Genomic DNA, 17,623 nt, shown 5'->3' on the forward strand with positions numbered 1-17,623 from the left:
TGTAACCGGTCACCTGGGCCGGGCGGCCCAAACCCGGGGCCGGCCCCGCCCGCCACACCCCCGCCCCGCCCCCCGCGCCCGGGGGGGGCCCCCCCCGGGGGGGGCGCGCCGCCCGGCCGTGCCCCGCCCCGCGCGCACCCACCACCCACCCCACCACGCACTACCCCGCAGGAGATGGTTCACGTGACGGGCGCACCCGTACTGGCGCTGCGCGAGGTCTCCAAGCGCTTCGGCGCCGTCCAGGCACTCACCGACGTCGACCTCGACGTCCACGCCGGCGAAGTCGTCGCACTGGTCGGCGACAACGGCGCCGGCAAGTCCACCCTGGTCAAGACGATCGCCGGCGTCCACCCGATCGACGAGGGCACCATCAGCTGGGACGGCCGCCCGGTCCGCATCGAGCGCCCCCAGGACGCCCAGGCCCTCGGCGTCGCCACCGTCTACCAGGACCTCGCACTCTGCGACAACCTCGACGTCGTCGCCAACCTCTTCCTGGGCCGCGAACTGCACCGCCGCGGCACCCTCGACGAGGTCGCCATGGAACGGCGCGCCAAGGAACTGCTGGACACCCTCTCGATCCGCATCCCCAGCGTCCGCATCCCCATCGCCGCCCTCTCCGGCGGACAGCGCCAGGTCGTCGCCATCGCCCGCGCCCTGGTCGGCGACCCCCGGATCGTCATCCTCGACGAACCCACCGCCGCCCTCGGCGTCGAGCAGACCGCCCAGGTCCTCGACCTCGTCGAGCGCCTGCGCGAGCGCGGCCTCGGCGTCATCCTGATCAGCCACAACATGGCGGACGTCAAGGCCGTCGCCGACACCGTCGCCGTCCTGCGCCTGGGCCGCAACAACGGGGTCTTCCCGGTCGCCGACACCTCGCACGAGGAGATCATCTCCGCCATCACCGGCGCCACCGACAACGCCGTCACCCGGCGCCAGGCACGCATCGCGGAGGAAGCGAAGTGAGCACCAGCCAGACCACCCCCACCCCCACCCCGGCCCCCGCCGCCCCCGCCACCGACCCCCGACTGCTGGTGCGCCAGCAGGGCCTGGCCGGCTACGCCGAGGAGTTCCGCCGCAAGATCAAGAGCGGCGACCTCGGCTCACTGCCCGTCATCATCGGCCTGATCCTCATCGCGATCATCTTCCAGAGCGTCACCGGCCACTTCCTGCAGGCCGACAACCTCACCAACATCACCAAGTGGATCGCCGGCCCCGGCCTGATCGCCGTCGGCGTCGTCTTCGTCCTGCTCCTGGGCGAGATCGACCTCTCCCTCGGCTCCGTCGCCGGCGTCGCCGCCGCCGTCACCTCCGTCCTCGCCGTCCGCGAAGGCCTCAACGAGGGCCTGGCCATCCTGCTCGCCCTCGCCACCGCCGTCGCCATGGGCGCCCTGCACGGCTTCTTCTTCGCCAAGATCGGCGTCCCCGCCTTCGTCGTCACCCTCGCCGGCATGCTCGCCTGGAGCGGCCTGCAGGACTACGTCCTCGGCAAGCTCGGCACCGTCAACAACATCAACGACGGCATCGTCGCCAACCTCGACACCTACTTCCTCGGCGACGGCGACGTCCTCTACGCCTGGCTCCTCGCCCTCCTCTCCATCGCCGCCTTCCTCGCCGCCCAGCTCCTGGACGCCCGCCGCCGCACCGCCGCCGGCCTGCCCGCCCGCAGCACCGGCGAGATCGCCCTGCGCACCGGCGCCCTCGCCGTCCTCGCCCTGGTCGGCGCCTACATGCTCAACCAGGACCGCGGCCTGCCGCTGCCCCTGGTCGTCCTGCTCGGCGCCGTCGTCCTCACCGACTTCATGCTGCGCCGCACCTCCTACGGCCGGCAGATCTTCGCCGTCGGCGGCGGCGTCGAGGCCGCCCGCCGCGCCGGCATCAACGTCGCCCGGGTGCGGATCTCCGTCTTCATGTTCTCCGCCTTCCTGGCCGGGCTCGGCGGCCTGTTCATCGCCTCCCAGCAGGGCTCCGCGGACAAGCAGCTCGGCAGCGGCAACGTCCTGATGAGCGCCATCGCGGCGGCCGTCATCGGCGGCACCAGCCTGTTCGGCGGACGCGGCAAGACCTGGTCGGCGCTGCTGGGCATCCTGGTCATCCAGTCCATCACCACCGGCCTGGACATGGTCCACGCGGCCCAGGCCATCCAGTACATGATCACCGGCGCCGTCCTGCTGGCCGCCGTCGTCCTGGACTCCGTCTCCCGCCGCACCCGCGCCTCAGCGGCCCGCTAGCGGACCACCCGCGGCCGGCTCCACCGCCGGCTCCGCCGCGCACCGACGCCCCGGTGCCCCCGCCCTCCCGGCGGGGGCACCGGGGCGTCCGCGTCTTGAGGACCTGCCCGGCCGCGGGGCCCGGGGCCGTCACTCCTCGGACGGAAGCGGCCCGCCCGGACGTGACACCGGCCCGCGGACCGGGCCCCGGGAACGGGCGGGTCTTCAGGCCTGCAGCAGGCCGGCGAATCGCTCCAGGGCCAGGTCGCAGCGCTCGCGGTCGCCCGTGGTGGTGAGGTCGAACAGCAGGCCCCGCACCACGGCCATCACCAGCGTGGGGGTGGCGGTGTCCCCGGGCCCGGTGGTCACGTCGTGCAGGGCCGCCCGCAGCGGGACGAACCAGTCCGTGACGGCCCCGGCCTGGTCCGGATAGTTCTCCGGGTGGGCCAGCAGGTCGGCGTGCACCTCGAAGAAGAGCCGTACGAACGGGGCGCGTTCGGGCGCGCTCATCCACGCCCAGATCCCCCGCAGCCGCTCGCGCGGGCCGGCCTGCACGGCGCCCGGGGCCCCGCGGTGCGGCGGCAGGTGCTCGGCGAGACGGGCCGCGCCCCGGCGGCGCGCCTCGGCGAGGACGGCCGCCACCAGCTCCTGCTTGCTGCCGAAGTCGTAGAGCAGCATCCGCGGACTGGTCTCCAGCGCGGCGGCCAGCGGACGCAGGCTCAGCCCGGCCAGCCCGTGCGCCAGCACGTAGTCGGTGGCCCGGGCCAGGGTGCGCCCGCGGCGCTCGGGGTCCGGGGGGCGTCCCACGGGCGACCGTCCTTCCGCCGGTGCCGCGCTGAGGCGGCGTCAGTGATCACCAGGAGTATATGGTACGACTGTTTCAACAACGGGGAGGGGATACCGCCATGGACACCGGCGACCGCACACCGCACCACGCGCAGGACCACGCCGCCGAGCGGGCAGGCGACCGGGCGCAGGACCACGCCGCCCGCCGGACCGACGGGCAGGGGGCGCCCGACCGGGCCCTGGTCCTCGGCCCCGGCGGACGCCTGGGCGCCGCCTGGACGGCCGGACTCGTCCACGGCCTGCACCTGGCCGGGGCCGACCCGGCCGGCGCCGACCTGATCGTCGGCACCTCCGCCGGCGCCGTGGTCGGCGCCCTGATCGCCACCGGACAGGACCCGAGCCACCTCGTCGACCCCGCCCGCCGCACCGCCCCCCGCCCCGGCGCCCGCCGGCCCGACCCCGCCGGCGCGGGCGCCGTGTTCGCCGTCCTCGGCCAGGGCCTGGACCCCGCCGAGGCCCGCCGCCGCGTCGGCCGCCTCGCCCTCGACACCGCCGACCCCGACGCCGAACAGGCCCTGCTGGACAACCGGCGCGCCCTGATCGGCACCCACCCCTGGCCCCGGCACCTCCTGATCACCGCCGTCGACGCCGGCACCGGCGAACCCGCCGTCTGGAGCGCGCACGACGGCCTGCCGCTGCTGCACGCCGTCGCCGCCAGCAGCGCCTTCCCCGGCGTCGAACCGCCCGTCACCCTCCCCGACGGGCGCCGCTGCATGGACGGCTCGCTGCGCGCCGGCGCCAACGCCGACCTCGCCGCCGGCGCCCGCGCCGTCCTGGTGGTCGAGCCGCTGGCCCACCGCTTCCCGCGCCCGCCGGCGGACGCCGAACTGGTCCTCGCCCCCGACCCGGCCGGCCAGGCCGTCCTGGACTCCGACCGCGCGGACTGGGACACCTGGGAGCAGGCCTACCGCGAGGGCCTGCGCCAGGCGGGCGGGCAGGCCCGGGCCGTACGGGCGGCGTGGGGCGCGTCGACCACCTGACGGCGTACGGCGGTTCGGCCCCCGGCGGCTCCGGGGCCGGGCCGCCCCGGTGGCGGGTGGTCGGTGGCGGGTGGTCATCGGCGGGTGGTCGGTGGGGCGGGCTCCTTCGGAGCGGTCCACCGCGGGCGCGGCCGCGGGCCGGGGCGGGCCGCCGCGGCGGTGGGGTTGCTTCCCGATGCGGCGGTGACCCGCGCCGCAGTGCCGCTGCACGGGGGTGATGGCAAAGTCAAGGAAAGTCACCCGAACGAGTGAGACCAGGGGTACGCCGAAGTGGGTGGTGATGTTCAACACCCTGGTACAGCAGTCGAGTTGACTGATAGACATCACCCCCGGGGGGCCCGACGAACAGTTCACACATTCGGAGGGAACCATGAAGAACCGCTTCGTACGTCGTGCCGGAGTCGTGGTCGCCGGCCTCGCTCTTGTCACCGGTCTCGGCAGCACGGCGGCCCTGGCCGCCACCCCGGCCGCGGCCCCGGCCCCGGTCGTCGTGGTCCAGGACGTCGCCACCGCCGCCGCGGAGGTGCAGACCTGGACCTACGTCACCGGTCCGCTGGAGACCACGCTCACGCTCGACACCACCGCCCGTTCCGCGTCCATCGTGGTCTACGCCAACGTGCCGCTGCTCGGGAAGAAGAAGGTCGGCAGCGCCTCGGGCAGCCTGACCGAGGGCATCACCTTCCACCTGGGCCTGTCGCCGTTCGTCAACGGCACGCAGAGGTTCTACCTGGTGGGCGACGACGTGCACCTGTACTACGACTTCGACGCGCTCGGCAAGCACTACACGGGCGACGTCAAGCTCGGCACGCTCCCGCCGCTGTAGCCCGTACGGCGCCGCCCGCCGCCCCGGAAGGTACCCCGGGGCGGCGGGCGGCGCCCGTTCGGCGTTCGTTCGGCGCCGGCCCGTCGCGCGTTCGGCGCCGGCGGGCGCCCGCCGGCGTCAGCTGTCGAAGGAGGCCTGGTCGACGGTCCAGAACGCGCTGTTGGTGCCGGTGTAGCGGAACTGGAAGCGCACGCTGCTCGCGCCGGCCGGCACCGTCACCGGCAGGTGCTCGACGGTGTTCAGGTCCGCGCGGTAGGACTTCACCAGCTGCGGGGCGCCGTTGTCGAAGACCGCGTACACGTCGCCGGTCTGCGGGCCGTCGACCTTGTAGTCCGTCGCGAAGGACAACGTGGCCCGCCCGGGCCCGGCCACCGGGTAGGCGGGGCTGACCAGGGTGGAGTCGAACTGGCCCGCGCCGTGGGTCTTGTCGTCCCACTCGTCGGAGTCGGCGACGGCGAACACGTTGCGCGCCCGCACGTTCGTCTCGCGGCTCTGCCCGAGCTGGGCGGCGGTCCAGAACTCGTCGGTGGCGAAGGCCCAGCCGCGCCACTCCGTCACGCCGCCGCCGGGCATCCGGGAGTTGTCGATGCTCCAGCCGGCGGGCGGGGTGTGGGTCCAGCCCTTGACGCCGGCCGGGATGCCGCTCTCGTCGGCCCGGGCCTGCAGGGCCGGGCGCAGCGCGTCGAAGGCGTCCGGGACGATCCGGTCGATCGGCTGCCCGTCGAGCTGCCAGGCCGGGTCGATCGCGGCGCCCTCGTGCGCGAGGACGGTCGGTGCGACGTCCACCGGCTTGACGTCGTAGCGCCGGGACCCGGCCGGGTAGCCCGCGCCGTCGGCGATCACGAAGGTCTGCCGCTCGTTGGCGCTGTTGCCGCCGTGGCCGCCGGCGTCGGTGTGGCCGTGGTCGGTGGTGACGACGATCAGCCAGTCCTCCGACCCGTACGTGGCGCGGGACTTGACGGCCTGCACCACCTGGCCGACGAGGGCGTCGACGGAGTGGATGGCGGCCGTGTACTGGGGGCTGGCGCCGCCGTAGGAGTGTCCGGCCTCGTCGACCTCGTCGAAGTGCAGGAAGGTGGCGTCCGGGTTGCCGTTGGCGAGGTAGTCGGCGGCGTCGGAGGCGGTCTTGGCGTCGTTCTCGCTCTCGGCGATCCGCACGTCGGCCCGGCCGTTGAAGACGTTGGCGGTGATCGGGTTCCACGAGCCGATCACCAGGGTGGAGGTGGCCGGGTCGGCGTTCTCCAGGCGGCTGGCGAAGTCGGGGTAGAGGTCGAAGCGGGCGCCCGCGAAGGTGTTGTCCTTGACCTGGTGCTTGTCCGGCCACACGCCGGTGCCGATGGTCGACCAGCCCGGTCCGGACAGGGTGGGCGCCAGCGGGTTGGCGTACAGGTTGCCGGTGGCGGTCATGCCACCGGCCATCAGTGCCTTCAGGTTGGGCGCGTCGGCGCTCAGCAGCTTGTCGTAGCGGGTGCCGTCGACGCCGATGACCAGCGTCTTGGCCTGGCGCACGCCACCGGGCAGGCCCTTGTACGGGGCTGCGGCGGCGTCCGTGCCGGCGGTCGCGGTGCCCGCGCCGGCGGGGGCGGCGGTGGCGGTGACGGGGGCGAGCGGCAGCAGCGCGGCGGCCACGGCGGCGGTGGTCAGGGCGGTCCAGGTGGAGCGGGGGATACGCACGGGGGCTCCCAACTCGGGGGCGGCGGGGTGCGGTTGCACCGGCACCGAGAATGGGGCGGCCGGACGAGGAGGACCCCTCCCATCTCCCACGCCGGTATGAACAACTGCCGAAATTCAGTCCAGACCGGTTATCAATCCGTTACCTGAGGGGTGTGACACCACCGCTCGATACAGTGGCGCGGTGAACCACGGCACCCCGCAGGCCCCCCTCGCCCCCGCCCGCTCCGGCGTCCCCGAGCACGGCCGGGTGCCCAAGTACTACCTGGTCAAGGCCCGCCTCGAGGACCTCATCGCCGAACTCGGCCCCGGCGGACGCCTGCCCACCGAAGCCGACCTCGCCGAACGCCACCACGTCGCCCGCGCCACCGTCCGCCAGGCCCTGCGCGAACTCCTCCTCGAAGGCCGCCTGCGCCGCCAGGGCCGCGGCACCGTCGTCGCCGGCCCCAAGATCGAACAGCCGCTCTCCCTCGCCAGCTACACCGAGGGCGTCACCCGCCAGGGCCTGCGCCCCGGCCGCACCCTCATCACCCTCGACCGCCTGCCCGCCGACCCCGCCATGGCCGAACGCCTCGACGTCCCCGCAGGCGAACCCCTCTGGCACCTGGAGCGCGTGCTGCGCGCCGACGAGGAACGCGTCGGCCTGGAGTCCACCTACGTCCCCGTCGCCCGAGTCCCGCACCTGGACGAGGAGTTCGACCCCGAAGGATCCTTCTACGGGCACCTGCGTGAACGCGGCATCCACCTCGGCGGCGCCGACGAACGCATCGAGACCGTCCTCGCCACCCCCCGCGAAGCCCTCCTCATCGGCACCCCGCCCGCCCTGCCCATGCTGCTGCTCCACCGCCGCAGCCGCGACGACGCCGGCCGGCCCCTCGAACAGGTCCGCACCCTCTACCGCGGTGACCGCTTCAGCTTCACCCTCGCCCTGCACGCCCCGACCACCGACTGACCGCGTCACGGCCGGCGCCGCCACCTCGCCCCAGGAGCAGCCGGCCGTCCTGGTGGTCGTGGTCTCCCTCGTCGACGCGGCGAACCGGATGAACGTCCCGGCCCGCAACCCCGGCGGCGGCCGGGTCGTCAGGCCCGGCGCACCCGGGGGAGCCCGGTCACCGCCATGACCACGGAGTACAGCGAGGTGGTCGCGGTGAGGAAGAGGCGGTTGTTCTTCGGCCCGCCGAAGGCGATGTTGGAGACGGGCTCGGGGGTGAGCAGGCGTCCGATCAGCGTGCCGTCCGGGTCGTAGCAGTGCACGCCGTCGTCGAAGGCGGCCGCCCACAGGCGCCCCCCGTCGTCGAAGCGGATGTTGTCGAATCCGCTGTCCGGGGCCTCGGCGAAGACCTTGCCGTCGGAGAGGGTGCCGTCCTCGCGCACGTCGAAGACGCGGATGTGCCGGGCCCGGCTGTCGGAGACGTACAGCTGCCGCTCGTCGGCGGAGAAGACCAGGCCGTTGGGGCCGGTGAAGCCGTCGGCGACCAGGCGGATCGTGCCGTCGGCGGGGTCGATGCGGTAGACGTGGCAGCCGTCGAGCTCGGGGTCGGCGCGGTGGCCCTCGTAGTCGCTGGTGATGCCGAAGTCCGGGTCGGAGAACCAGATCGAGCCGTCAGAGTGCACCACGGCGTCGTTGGGGGAGTTGAGGCGCCGGCCCCGGTAGCGGTCGGCCAGGACGGTGAGGGTGCCGTCGTGCTCGGTGCGGGTGACGCGGCGGTTGCCCTGCTCGCAGGTGACGAGCCGGCCCTCGCGGTCCAGCGTGTTGCCGTTGCTGTGGCCGGCGGGGGAGCGGAAGACGCCGACGGTGCCGGTGGCCTCGTCCCAGCGCAGCATGCGGTCGTTGGGGATGTCGCTCCAGATCAGCTGGCGCCAGGCGGGCAGGTAGACCGGCCCCTCGGCCCACCGGCAGTCCCCGTGCAGCTTCTCCAGCCGCACGTCCCCGTTGGCGCACTTCCCGGCCCGGAACCGGTCGTCCAGAACCTCGTACAGGCCGTACAGAACATTGCCAGACACAGTCCACCCCTTGCTGCTCAACTCCGAACCTCATTCGGTTCGGCATGAGTATGGCAGAAGCGGATATGGTTCCACCATGGCATCGGAGAACCTCGACGAGACCGACCGCGCGCTGGTCGCGCTACTGCAGCAGGACGCCGGGCAGGCCTACGCCGCACTGGGCAAGGCGATCGGACTCTCCGCGGGCGCGACCCACGAACGGGTCCGCAAACTGCGCGAACGCGGCGTCGTACGGCGCACCACCGTCGACGTCGACCCCAAGGCGCTGGGCCTCGGCGTCCTCGCCTTCGTGATGGTCGAGTCCTCGGCCTGGATGGGCGACTCCGCCCAGGCCTTCGCCGCGATCCCGGAGATCGAGGAGGCCCACATCATCGCGGGCAGCGCCTCCGTCCTGGTCAAGGTGCGCACCCCCAGCACCGAACAGCTCCAGGACGTGCTGCGCCGCCTGTACGCCATCGACGGCGTCAGCGGCACCCAGGCGACCGTCTCCCTGGAGACCTTCTTCGAACGCCCGCCCTCCCTCACCCGCTAGGACGCGCCCGGCGCCGCAGCCCACATCGACAGCCGCTGCGGCAAAGGGAGTTCGGCCATCAGGCCGCCGCCACCCGGGGAGTGGACCTCCGGGCCGGACAGGAAGTCGTCGAAGGCGAACACCGGCGCCCCGCCACCCACCCCGGCGAACCCCCGGAGTGGGACGTCGGCCGGGCCGACTTCCCGCTCGTTCCGGTGGCCCGGGACCGCTGGGTGGCCCTGCGCCGGGTCATGCGCACCGACCTGGGCCTGGAGGGCTGAGGCCCGCACCTGCCGGGCCCCGACGCCCCCCGCCGGGGGCCGGCGGGTCAGGTGGTGAGGGGGGTCAGGAGGATCCAGACGTGGCCGAAGGGGTCGCGGAGCATGGACTGCCGTGCGCCGTAGGGCATGTCGGCGGCGGGGGAGAGCAGCCGGGCGCCGGCGTCGACGGCGCGGGCGGTCAGTGCGTCGACGTCCGGTACGTAGACGTGCAGGGCGACGGAGGCGGCGCCGGGGGCGGGCGGGGCGAAGGGGGCGGCGTGGGCGTCGCCGAGCATCAGCGTGGCGCCGTGGACGGTGATCTCGGCATGGGCGATCCGACCGTCCTCGCCGTCGAGCCGGAAGAGCTCGGTGGCCCCGAACGCGGTCGTGTAGAAGTCGATCGCCTCGGCGGCCCCGTCGACCATGACGTGGGGGACGACTGCGTGCCGGTGGTGCTCGGGAATCCTCATGTGGATCAAGGTAGAGCGGTGCCGGGTGCCGGGGCATTGGGCGCAGGCCCCGCCCGGTCTGCGACGAAGGGAGTAGGACCGAGGTCTCACCGGCCGGCGCCGGACCGCGGTGGCCGGACCGCGGTGTCGGGGCGCGGTGGTCGGGGCGCGGGACTTTGGTCCCCTCCCGGCCGGGGGTGGGGGTCACGCACCCTGGGAAGGGAGACCACGGGCCGTGAGGCAGAGAGGAAGAGTGCCGGACGCATGTCGGACGAGTCGACTGCCCACCGCCTGATCGAGGCCTACTTCACCCACTGCGACACCTGTCGCGAACCGCACGATCCGGACTGCCACTCCCGCTCGCACTGGCGGCTGTACCTGGATCTCGACCCGGCCACGCTGGAGCGCCTGCGCCGCTGGGCCCAGGCCCCGGACCCGCACCACCCGATCACCGACACCGAGCGTGCCGTCCTGCTGCACTGGCTGGAGGCCCGCGCCGCCTGAGCGGCGCGGGCCCGGGGCTCAGTTGTCGGAGCCGACGGTGGCGTCGTTCTCGGCGTTGATGATGTCGTCGCCGGCGATCTGGTTGCCGTCGCCGATGATCACCGTCCAGAAGTTGCCGCCGGCGACCTGCGCGGCGTCGTCCATCGCGCCGCCGGCCACCTGGCCCGAGCCGTTGTGGGAGCCGACGGTGGCGTCGTTGCCCGCGTTGATGATGTCGTAGCCCGCGACCTGGTTGCCGTTGCCGATGATCACCGTCCCGTGGTTGCCGCCGGAGACCGTGTCGGCCGAGGCGGTGCCCGGGACGGCGGCGGCCACGCCGGCGGCGGCGAGCAGGGTCAGCGCCCACGTGATGCTGCGGGTCGTACGGGTCATGGGTGTTTTCTCCGCTTCTGTCGGGTTTCGCCCCGAACGGGGCCAGGCGACAGTAGGAGCCGCGGCGGCGGTGGTGGGCGACCTTCCCCCGGTGGGCGGCGTGTCGGCCCGGTGCCGCGGTGCCGGGTGCGGCCGCAAGGTTTCGCCCGGCACCCGCGCCCCCGCGGCCGCCGGGACGGCCCGCCCGCCGCGCGCCCGCCACGTCAGACGATCTTCATCGTCCCCATCATGCCCATCGCCGCGTGGTCGATCAGGTGGCAGTGGTACAGGTACTCGCCGCGGTACCCGGTGAAGGTCGCCTGCAGCTTGACGCTCTCGCCCGGCAGCAGCGACACGGTGTCCTTCAGGCCGCACTCCGGGCCGGAGGTGACCGGTTTGCCGCCGCGCTCCAGCACCCGGAACTGCACCAGGTGCAGGTGGAAGTTGTGCGGCATCCGCTGGTTGGTGTTGGTGACGGTCCAGATCTCGGTGGAGCCGTACGGGATCACCGTGTCGATCCGGTCCGAGTCGTAGACCAGGCCGTTGATGTAGGCCATCGGCATCGCGCCGGGCGTGGCGGGGCCCTCGTCCATGCTGAGCCTGAAGTCGCGGGTGGTGGTGGCGGCCGGCAGCTCGGGCAGCGTGCGCAGGGTGTCCGGGAGCGGCTCGGTGTCGTCGCGCTCCCGGCGGGTGACCCGGAACTGCAGGACCTGCGCGGTGGGGGCGCTCTGGTCGCCGAAGGTGTTCTTCAGCACCAGGGTGGTGCCCACCGGGTAGTGGCCGAAGTCGACGACGACGTCCGCCCGCTCGCCGGGGGAGAGGAACACGCTCGTGGTGGTCAGCGGCGCGGGCAGCAGCCCGCCGTCCGAGCCGATCTGCTGGAACGCCGAGCCGTCGGACAGCGCGAGCTTGAAGAACCGCTGGTTGGAGGTGTTGAACACGCGGAAGCGGTAGCGCCGGGTGGCGACCTCGAAGTACGGCCAGGCCTTGCCGTTGGCCAGCACCACGTTGCGCAGGCGGTCGCCCATCACGTAGACGAGCTGGCCGGCGCTGTCGAAGCGTGCGTCGCGCAGGGCGATCGGCACGTCCTGCTCCTCGTCCGGCAGGTCCAGGCCGTCCTCGACGTCGTCGGTGAGCAGGTAGAGGCCGGCGAGCCCGCGGAAGACGTTTTCCGACTCCATGTGGTGGGCGTGGTCGTGGAACCACAGGTTCGCGTGCGGCTGCTGGTTCGGGTAGACGTACGTCCGGCGGCCGCCGCCGGCCGCGATCAGGTCCATCGGCGCGCCGTCGCTCTTGGCCGGCACGTGGCCGCCGTGCAGGTGGACCGAGGTGTCGACGCTCAGCCGGTTGGTCTGGTGGATCACCACGGGGCGCCCGGAGGTGGCCTGGATGAGCGGGCCGGGGAAGCTGTCGCCGTAGGTGCGCACCGCGGTCCTGAAGCCGGGCACGATCTCGGCGGTGGTCTCCTTCATCGTCAGCTTGTAGACGTCCGCGTCGCCGTCGTCGGAGTACGGCTCGAGCGGCTGCGGGACGGGCATGGCCTGGGCGAACTTCGGGATGGTGGAGGCGTCGAGGTCGGCTGCCTGCGCGACGTCCGTGAGCGCGGGGAGCAGCAGGCCGGCGGTCCCGAGCGTGGCGCTGGCCGCCACGCCGGTCCGGAGCAGGGTCCTACGTGTGATCACTGGTGTCCCCCGGGGAGAACGTCGGGCTCCCGGCGCCTGGCGGCACCCGAAGCGGTGAAGAACAGCGGGGCGACCCTTGCGCACGGGGCTCAAGATCGGCTTGCTTTCCGCTCGGATGTTCGTGTCCCGAACGAACGGCTGACACCGCGGCCCGGGCCGGCCGGGCCGGGTCCCGCTCCCGGCGGCCGGTCAGGCCAGCGCCTCCAGCACACCCTGCGCGCTCCAGTGCCCGGCCGCACCCGGACGCGAGGCCAAGTAGCGGGCGGTGCGCCGGCTGTCCCAGCCGTGGGCCTGCGCCAGGCCCGCGGCCAGGGTGCGCAGGTAGGCGGCGGAGGGCGGGTTGAGGTCGGCGCCGGCCAGGCCGGTGGGGGCGGTGAGGGTCAGCAGGGGGAGCCCGTCCAGTTCGCCCGCGTGCACCAGCGTCTCGTAGCGGCCGGGGCCGAGCGTGGCGCGCCCGGTGGCGAGCACCCCGGTGAGGTCGAGGTCGGTGCCGGGGGAGCGGTACATCTCCTGGGCGGCGATGTCGCTGAACTGGCCGAGCGTCAGCAGGTAGGCGCGGCCGGGGGCGGGTCCGGCGGCGTCCGGGTCGTAGAAGCCGCGGCCGCCGCCCCACACCGCGGACTCGGTGGCGAAGTACAGCAGCCCGGGCAGCAGCACGGGCACGTCCCGCAGCGGCGGGCGCGGGTCGCGGCAGCCGGGGCAGGCGAGGGCGCCGCCCTCGGGGCGCCCGCCGAGCAGGTAGCGGGCGAGCCGGGGGGCGTGCAGGTTCGACCCGTACGCGGCGTACCAGACCAGCGCGCCGCTCCCGGCCGCCGGAGCGCCGCCCGCACCGCCTGGCCGGGCCGCCGCACCGCCGGGCCGGGCCGCCGGCCGGTCGGGGCCCGGCGTGCCGTCACCGGGCCGCATCGCGCTCACGGACGGGGACGCTAGCAGCGCCGGCCCCGTGGCGGGCGGGCGGCGGGCCCGCCACACCGCGCCGCGGGCACCGGGCCGCCGAGCGGCTACCCTTCACCAGCGAAAACGCCCACACCCGCCCGAAACGACTTTCGAATCATCGGGCCGCCACCCCCGGCCGGCACCGATCATGAGAATCTCCTTTGACCGTACCTCCGCTGCATCCAGCCAACTCCCAGCGGAGTCATGGTGAGTGGGCGCTTCCCGCCAAGCGACACCCCGCACCACCCGTACGCGGCGAAACCCGCGCACCCGCACCGACGGAGCCGAGGACACCACCCCATGGACGCACGCCAGGACACGGTCGGCCCGGGCACCCTGCACCACCCCCACCCCGCCCCCGCCGCCGGCTGGCCGGTGGCCCCGCCCGCCCACCCGCGCAGCCTGCTCGACATCGTCGACGCCACCGCCCGGACCCACCCCCACGCACCCGCCCTGGACACCGGCACCGCCGTCCTCGACTACCGCACCCTGCTGCACGAGGTCGACACCCTCGCCGGCGTCCTGGCCGGCCACGGCATCGGCACCGGCGACCGGGTCGGCGTGCGCATCCCCTCGGGCACCGCCGACCTCTACGTCGCCGTCCTCGCCGTCCTGCGCTGCGGCGCCGCCTACGTCCCCGTCGACGCCGACGACCCCGACGAACGCGCCGCGATGATCTGGCAGGACGCCGGGGTCTGCGCCGTCCTGGGCGCCGAACGGCACCTGTACGCCGGCCCCGGCCCCCAACCCGGAGGCCGCCCCGCCTGGCCCGGCCCGGCCGACGACGCCTGGATCATCTTCACCTCCGGCACCACCGGCCGCCCCAAGGGCGTCGCCGTCACCCACCGCTCCGCCGCCGCCTTCGTCGACGCCGAGGCCCGCCTCTTCCTGCGCCGCCGACCGCTCGGCCCCGGCGACCGCGTCCTGGCCGGCCTCTCCGTCGCCTTCGACGCCTCCTGCGAGGAGATGTGGCTGGCCTGGCGCCACGGCGCCTGCCTCGTCCCCGCCCCCCGCGCCCTCGTCAAAGCCGGCACCGACCTCGGCCCCTGGCTGGTCAGCCGCCGCATCACCGCCGTCTCCACCGTCCCCACCCTGCTCGCCCTGTGGCCGCAGGAATGCCTGGAAGCCGTCCGCCTGATCATCGTCGGCGGCGAGGCCTGCCCCGCCGAACTCGTCGAACGCCTCGCCACACCCGAGCGCGAGTTCTGGAACACCTACGGCCCCACCGAGACCACCGTCGTCGCCACCGCCGCCCGCCTGCTCCCCGGCCGCCCGGTGCGCATCGGCGCCCCCCTGGACGGCTGGGAGATCGCCGTCGTCGACCCCGCCGGCCACCCCGTCCCCTGGTACGGCACCGGCGAACTCCTCATCGCCGGCGCCGGCACCGCCCGCTACCTCGACCCCGCCAAGGACGCCGAGAAGTTCACCGCCCACCCCGCCCTGGGCAGCACCCGCGTCTACCGCAGCGGCGACCTCGTGCGCAACGACCCCGAAGGCCTGGTCTTCCTCGGCCGCGCCGACGACCAGGTCAAACTCGCCGGCCGACGCATCGAACTCGGCGAGATCGACGCCGCCCTCCAGGCCCTGCCCGGCGTACGGGCCGCAGCCGCCGCCGTCCGCACCACCCCCGCCGGCACCGACCTGCTCGTCGGCTACCTCGTCCCCCACCCCGGCACCACCCCCGACCTCACCGACGCCCGCCGCCACCTGCTGGAACGCCTCCCCGCCCCGCTCGTGCCCGTCCTCGCCCTCGTCGACTCCCTGCCCACCCGCACCTCCGGCAAGGTCGACCGCACCGCCCTGCCCTGGCCGCTGACCACCACCGCCCCCCAGCACACCCCCGACGACCGCCCCACCCCCACCGACGGCACCGCCGGGCGACTCGCCCGCCACTGGGAACGACTCCTCGGCACCACCCCCACCACCGACGACGACTTCTTCGCCCTCGGCGGCTCCAGCCTCACCGCCGCCCGCCTCGCCTCCGACCTGCGCACCACCCACCCCGGCGTCTCCGTCGCCGACCTCTACGCCCACCCCGTCCTCGGCGACCTCGCCGACTACCTCGACACCCTCACCGGAGACCCCGACCCCACCCCCGGCCCCACCGCCGCCCCCGGCCCCGCCCGCCCGGTACGCCGCACCCCCACCAGCGCGGGCCTGTGGCAGACCCTCGTCCTGCTCGGCGTCTTCACCCTCGCCGGCCTGCGCTGGACCCTCGTCCTCGTCGCCCTCGACAACCTCACCGGCAACCACCTCGCCTGGGCCCCCCACAGCTCCTGGTGGCCCGTCGCCGCCGGCCTCCTCCTCTTCTACAGCGCCCCCGGCCGCACCCTCCTCGCCGCCGGCGCCGCCCGCCTGCTCACCGCCGGCCTACGCCCCGGCAGCCACCCCCGCGGCGGCCCCACCCACCTACGCCTGTGGGCCGCCGAACGCGTCACCACCCTGCTCGGCGTCGCCGCCCTCACCGGCACCCCCTGGGCCCCCCGCTACGCCCGCGCCCTCGGCTGCCGCGTCGGCCCCGGCGTCCTGCTGCACACCCTGCCCCCCGTCACCGGCCTCGCCCGCCTGGGCGCCGGCGCCACCATCGAACCCGAAGCCGACCTCGCCGGCTGGTGGCTCGACGGCGACACCCTCCACCTCGGCCGCGTCGACATCGGCGAAGGCGCCCGCATCGGCCACCGCGCCACCCTCATGCCCGGCGCCCGCGTCGGAGCCCACGCCGACATCGCCGCCGGCTCCTGCGTCACCGCCACCGTCCCCGCCGGCGAACACTGGCACGGCTCCCCGGCCCGCCCCGCCCCCCACACCCCCACCCCCTGGCCCGCCCCCACCACCACCCGCTCCCGCACCTGGAACCTCGCCCACACCCTCGGCCTCACCCTCTTCGGCCTGCTCCCCCTCCTCGCCGCCCTGCCCGCCCTCGCCGTCGTCTACCCCATGATCGACACCGAGCGCACCCTCACCGACGCCCTCCTCCACCTCCTGCCCGCCACCATCCCCCTGGCCGCCCTCACCCTGCTCTGCCACGCCGCCCTGACCGCCCTGCTCGTCCGCCTCCACTCCCGCCCGCTGCGCCCCGGCTTCCACCCCGCCCACGGCCGCACCGCCTACTGCGCCTGGGCCGTCACCCGCCTCGGCGACACCGCCCGCCGCACCCTCTTCCCCCTCTACGCCAGCCTCCTCACCCCCACCTGGCTGCGCCTGCTCGGCGCCAAGGTCGGCCGACGCGTCGAGGCCTCCACCGTCCTGGCCCTGCCCGCCCTGATGCGCGTCGACGACGGCGCCTTCCTCGCCGACGACACCCTCGTCGCCCCCTACGAACTACGCGCCGGCTGGCTGCACCTGGGCCCCTCCCACATCGGACGCCGCTCCTTCGTCGGCAACTCCGGCATCGTCGCCCCCGGCCGCACCCTGCCCGACAACTCCCTCGTCGGCGTCCTGTCCGACACCCCCGCCCACGCCCCCGAAGGCTCCTCCTGGCTCGGCCGCCCCGCCTTCGCCCTGCCCCGCGTCGCCGACACCGGCACCGACACCCGCACCTACGACCCCTCCCGCCGCCTCATCGCCGCCCGCGCCGGCGTCGAACTCTGCCGCCTGCTGCCCGTCATCCTCGCCGCCCTCCTCGGCGACCTCGTCCTCGCCACCCTCCAGGAACTGCGCGACGCCTACGGCCTGCCCCTGGCCCTCGCCACCGGCGGCCTCGTCCTGGCCGCCGCCGCCCTCACCGCCTGCCTGCTCACCACCGCCGCCAAATGGCTGCTCGTCGGACGCTTCCGCGCCGCCGAACACCCCCTGTGGTCCCCCTTCGTGTGGCGCAACGAGCTCTACGACACCTTCGTCGAGGAACTCGCCATGCCCTTCGGCGGCCACAGCCTCACCGGCACCCCCTACCTCAACGCCTGGCTGCGCACCCTCGGCGCCCGCATCGGCCGCGGCGTCTGGTGCGAGACCCACTGGCTGCCCGAGAGCGACCTCGTCACCGTCGGAGCCGGCGCCAGCGTCAACCGCGGCACCGTCCTGCAGACCCACCTCTTCCACGACCGCGTCATGCGCCTGGGCCCCGTCCACCTCGGCCCCGGCTCCACCACCGGCCCGCACTCCGTCGTCCTGCTCAACTCCACCCTCGGCGCCGGCTCCACCGTCGGCCCCGCCTCCCTGGTCATGCGCGGCGAGAACGTCCCCGGCGCCACCCGCTGGCTCGGCAACCCCGTCGCCGCCTGGAACACCGACCCCACCCCGCCCCCCGGCCGCCGACGCCGCCGCCCCGCCACCCTCTGATACGAAAATCCCCCGCCCCGGCCGGCCCGCCCCGCCCCCGGGCCGGCCCGGCGACCGCCCGACCCCGACCTCCCCCGGAAACCCCCGCCCGCGCCACCGCCACCGCACCCCACCGGTGCCA

Annotated in this window: 16 protein-coding genes; 9 read left to right on the forward strand and 7 right to left on the reverse strand. The window is 74.6% G+C overall.

Annotation, left to right across the window (positions count from 1 at the left end):
* Positions 1–174 precede the first annotated feature (174 nt).
* Together ACIA8Q_RS11255 and ACIA8Q_RS11260 are read left to right on the forward strand one after the other, a co-directional pair.
* Positions 175–963, forward strand: a complete 789-nt coding sequence (locus ACIA8Q_RS11255) for an ATP-binding cassette domain-containing protein (protein WP_360206900.1) — start codon at positions 175–177, stop codon at positions 961–963.
* Entirely contained in the window at positions 960–2,228 is a 1,269-nt protein-coding gene (locus ACIA8Q_RS11260) for a sugar ABC transporter permease (RefSeq protein WP_360206903.1), read from the forward strand. Before ACIA8Q_RS11255 ends, ACIA8Q_RS11260 begins: the two co-directional genes overlap by 4 nt.
* 204 nt (positions 2,229–2,432) lie before the next feature.
* Here ACIA8Q_RS11260 and ACIA8Q_RS11265 read toward each other — a convergent pair whose 3' ends face one another.
* On the reverse strand, positions 2,433–3,014 hold the full coding sequence (locus tag ACIA8Q_RS11265) for a TetR/AcrR family transcriptional regulator (protein WP_396317044.1): 582 nt from the start codon (positions 3,012–3,014) through the stop codon (positions 2,433–2,435).
* 98 nt (positions 3,015–3,112) lie between these two features.
* Here ACIA8Q_RS11265 and ACIA8Q_RS11270 point away from each other — a divergent pair, with 98 nt between their 5' ends.
* Both ACIA8Q_RS11270 and ACIA8Q_RS11275 read left to right on the forward strand, forming a co-directional pair.
* Complete coding sequence (locus ACIA8Q_RS11270; RefSeq protein ID WP_360206908.1) at positions 3,113–4,033, forward strand: patatin-like phospholipase family protein; 921 nt, start codon at positions 3,113–3,115, stop codon at positions 4,031–4,033.
* Between the two features lie 370 nt (positions 4,034–4,403).
* Positions 4,404–4,856: a hypothetical protein gene (locus ACIA8Q_RS11275; protein ID WP_360206911.1), complete on the forward strand. Its 453-nt coding sequence runs from the start codon at positions 4,404–4,406 to the stop codon at positions 4,854–4,856.
* Positions 4,857–4,973: 117 nt separating this feature from the next.
* On the opposite strand, the gene ACIA8Q_RS11280 is transcribed toward ACIA8Q_RS11275, so the two are convergent.
* Positions 4,974–6,530, reverse strand: a complete 1,557-nt coding sequence (locus ACIA8Q_RS11280; protein ID WP_396317045.1) for an alkaline phosphatase family protein — start codon at positions 6,528–6,530, stop codon at positions 4,974–4,976.
* A 181-nt stretch (positions 6,531–6,711) separates the two neighbouring features.
* Here ACIA8Q_RS11280 and ACIA8Q_RS11285 point away from each other — a divergent pair, with 181 nt between their 5' ends.
* Complete coding sequence (locus ACIA8Q_RS11285; RefSeq protein WP_360206916.1) at positions 6,712–7,479, forward strand: GntR family transcriptional regulator; 768 nt, start codon at positions 6,712–6,714, stop codon at positions 7,477–7,479.
* 128 nt (positions 7,480–7,607) lie between these two features.
* On the opposite strand, the gene ACIA8Q_RS11290 is transcribed toward ACIA8Q_RS11285, so the two are convergent.
* On the reverse strand, positions 7,608–8,531 hold the full coding sequence (locus tag ACIA8Q_RS11290; protein WP_387903563.1) for an SMP-30/gluconolactonase/LRE family protein: 924 nt from the start codon (positions 8,529–8,531) through the stop codon (positions 7,608–7,610).
* A 76-nt stretch (positions 8,532–8,607) separates the two neighbouring features.
* Here ACIA8Q_RS11290 and ACIA8Q_RS11295 point away from each other — a divergent pair, with 76 nt between their 5' ends.
* Both ACIA8Q_RS11295 and ACIA8Q_RS11300 read left to right on the forward strand, forming a co-directional pair.
* Entirely contained in the window at positions 8,608–9,063 is a 456-nt protein-coding gene (locus ACIA8Q_RS11295; RefSeq protein ID WP_396317046.1) for an Lrp/AsnC family transcriptional regulator, read from the forward strand.
* 80 nt (positions 9,064–9,143) lie between these two features.
* Positions 9,144–9,323, forward strand: a complete 180-nt coding sequence (locus ACIA8Q_RS11300) for a hypothetical protein (protein ID WP_396317047.1) — start codon at positions 9,144–9,146, stop codon at positions 9,321–9,323.
* A 47-nt stretch (positions 9,324–9,370) separates the two neighbouring features.
* Here the strand turns inward: ACIA8Q_RS11300 and ACIA8Q_RS11305 are convergent, their stop codons facing one another.
* On the reverse strand, positions 9,371–9,772 hold the full coding sequence (locus ACIA8Q_RS11305; protein ID WP_360206929.1) for a VOC family protein: 402 nt from the start codon (positions 9,770–9,772) through the stop codon (positions 9,371–9,373).
* 243 nt (positions 9,773–10,015) lie between these two features.
* Between ACIA8Q_RS11305 and ACIA8Q_RS11310 the strand changes: the two genes are divergently transcribed.
* A complete protein-coding gene (locus tag ACIA8Q_RS11310) occupies positions 10,016–10,255 on the forward strand; it encodes a hypothetical protein (RefSeq protein WP_360206932.1) in 240 nt (79 codons plus the stop codon).
* Between the two features lie 18 nt (positions 10,256–10,273).
* Here the strand turns inward: ACIA8Q_RS11310 and ACIA8Q_RS11315 are convergent, their stop codons facing one another.
* The 3 genes from ACIA8Q_RS11315 to ACIA8Q_RS11325 form a co-directional block, all read right to left on the reverse strand.
* Positions 10,274–10,627, reverse strand: coding sequence for a hypothetical protein (locus tag ACIA8Q_RS11315; RefSeq protein ID WP_360206934.1), 354 nt, complete (start codon positions 10,625–10,627; stop codon positions 10,274–10,276).
* Between the two features lie 203 nt (positions 10,628–10,830).
* The gene (locus tag ACIA8Q_RS11320; protein WP_360206937.1) at positions 10,831–12,288 is read right to left on the reverse strand and encodes a multicopper oxidase domain-containing protein; all 1,458 of its coding nucleotides are present in this window, start codon (positions 12,286–12,288) and stop codon (positions 10,831–10,833) included.
* Positions 12,289–12,477: 189 nt separating this feature from the next.
* Positions 12,478–13,194, reverse strand: a complete 717-nt coding sequence (locus ACIA8Q_RS11325; protein WP_396317169.1) for a histone deacetylase — start codon at positions 13,192–13,194, stop codon at positions 12,478–12,480.
* Between the two features lie 330 nt (positions 13,195–13,524).
* Here ACIA8Q_RS11325 and ACIA8Q_RS11330 point away from each other — a divergent pair, with 330 nt between their 5' ends.
* Positions 13,525–17,502, forward strand: coding sequence for a Pls/PosA family non-ribosomal peptide synthetase (locus ACIA8Q_RS11330; protein ID WP_396317048.1), 3,978 nt, complete (start codon positions 13,525–13,527; stop codon positions 17,500–17,502).
* Positions 17,503–17,623: the final 121 nt, after the last annotated feature.

Origin of the sequence: Kitasatospora sp. NPDC051705 (assembly GCF_044453265.1) — a bacterium.
GTDB lineage: Bacteria > Actinomycetota > Actinomycetes > Streptomycetales > Streptomycetaceae > Kitasatospora.